Origin of the sequence: Fusicatenibacter faecihominis, assembly GCF_020686945.1 — a bacterium.
In the GTDB taxonomy this organism is placed as follows: Bacteria; Bacillota; Clostridia; order Lachnospirales; family Lachnospiraceae; genus Limivivens; species Limivivens faecihominis.
In genome coordinates, this window is record NZ_JAJEPR010000086.1 from 1 (window position 1) to 1,947 (window position 1,947).

The 1,947-nt window shown below is 43.7% G+C and carries 1 protein-coding gene; it reads right to left on the minus strand.

Features of this window, described 5'->3' with window-relative positions:
* Positions 1 to 524: 524 nt before the first annotated feature.
* Complete coding sequence (locus LKD71_RS17900) at positions 525 to 1,811, minus strand: IS110 family RNA-guided transposase (protein ID WP_005608692.1); 1,287 nt, start codon at positions 1,809 to 1,811, stop codon at positions 525 to 527.
* Positions 1,812 to 1,947 lie beyond the last annotated feature (136 nt).

Sequence of the window (1,947 nt, forward strand, 5' to 3'; positions counted from 1 at the left end):
CCTCCCTATATAGTCAAGTCTTTTTTCCTTATTTTTCAAGGGATTTTTAGTTCCATATCTCAGATGAATGAGCCAAGAAGATGGACATTTCTCTGTATCTGGTACGAAAATAGAGGGGTTGGGGTACACAAAATAAAACGTCATCATTTTCGTTCTACATGGCCTTGTGTATACCCTCCCATCTACGGCAGCGAACCTCCCGTGTCTACCAGGATCACCCGCATTTCTGCCGGGTCCTAACTTCCTTCGTCCCGCCTGTCCATAACCAGGGTGTCAGCTTAGCTCCTCTACAGGGTCATGCCCTATGGTGATTATTCCTGCCGACTACTGGCTCATTCTTTTTTGTTTTAAGTCTTACTGACCTGTTTAAGTATCAATACCTCACGGCACCTTACGGCGGACGTTTTCCCGACTCGGTCTTCATACTTCTCAGCCTTCCTGTCACAGCTGAATTCAACTCTCCGCAGCTATTTCTGAAAGTTCAATTCAACTGTGACAGAACATTACCTGTTTGTCTCTGCTTACTACGCTGCCTGCAACTGTGGCCTTCTGATATCACTCATCAGTTTCATTGGGTCATAATCCACACCCTTTGTCAGGATTGTGTAGAATACCCTAATAATCTTACATGCCACTGCTACTACTGACTGCATCTTCTTTAACGGGTTTTCTTTACGGGTTCGATAATACTCATGTATTTCCTTAAACTCAGCATTCTTCCCCACCAGTGATATCGCAGCTTCATACAGCACATATCTCAGCCGTTTTCTGCCTCTGTAGCTGATCCGGCTCTCTCCATTGTGCTTTCCGGAATCATTTGCCACGATTGCATATCCCGCCAGCTTCTGCAGCTGCTTCGGATTATCAAAACGTCCAATGTCACCTACTTCTGCAATAAATCCGCTGACTGTAATCAATCCGATTCCTTTGATTTCCATCAGTTTATCAACATATGGAATCGTCTTCAGTTTTTCCTCTATAGTTTGGAGCAGTTCCTCCATCCTTGACACATATACATCCATGTCATTCAGCAGATTCTTCAATTCAATCCTTGCCGCTTCCGGTGCTTCCTTACTTCCAACGCTATGCTCTGCAGCTGATACCAGGATCTTTGCCCTCTTCATTCCAGTGCCTCGCAGCTTCGCGTTTCTCCAAATCTGGTTTACACCGTTCACTCCAAGTATTCTGATATCCTCCGGCAATGGAGCTTCCTTGAGTATCATTCGTCCGCTGACTGCCATTAAATCCCCATAAACGTCTTTATATTCAGGAAAATAAATGGCAAACCATCTAGCGATTCGATTCTTGATTCTTGTTAGCTCTTCCTGCGTCTGGAAACGAAGATTCGATAAGCTCCTGATCTCCGCATAAATACCGGTTGGTATGTAGGGATAAGAGAAGCGTCCTTCATTGACCAGTGCCGCAATCGTCTTTGGATCCTTACGGTCATTCTTATTGGGATTGTTGTCATCCAGCTCTTTCGACTTCTTGACATGGTGCGGATTCACATGTACAGGCTTCATCCCGCTGTCCTGCAGGAATTTCCCCAGTGCAAACCAGTAATGACCGGTCGGCTCCATTCCGGGAATTACAGCTGTTTTACCTTGCTTTTCTGCGATATCTTCCACCCATGCCTTGAACATCATGAAACCCGCCTCAGTATTACTGAATTCCAGCGGCTTCTTTGTATATTCATAGTTCCGCCAATCAAATGCCCTGGCAAAATGAGTTTCACTGCCGACATCAATTCCAACAATCAAAGTTTTTTCAGTTATGGATGCAATTTTTGCGTTCTGTGTGTTACAATTCATTATAGATACCTCACTGTTTTAATAAGATTTTTTACTAACCGTCCAAAGTCAGTAATCTTATTTTACTCTGAGGTATTTCTTTTTCTCAACCTTCTTTCTTGGAATTCCCTATATTTGAATTATACAGGAAGCTCCT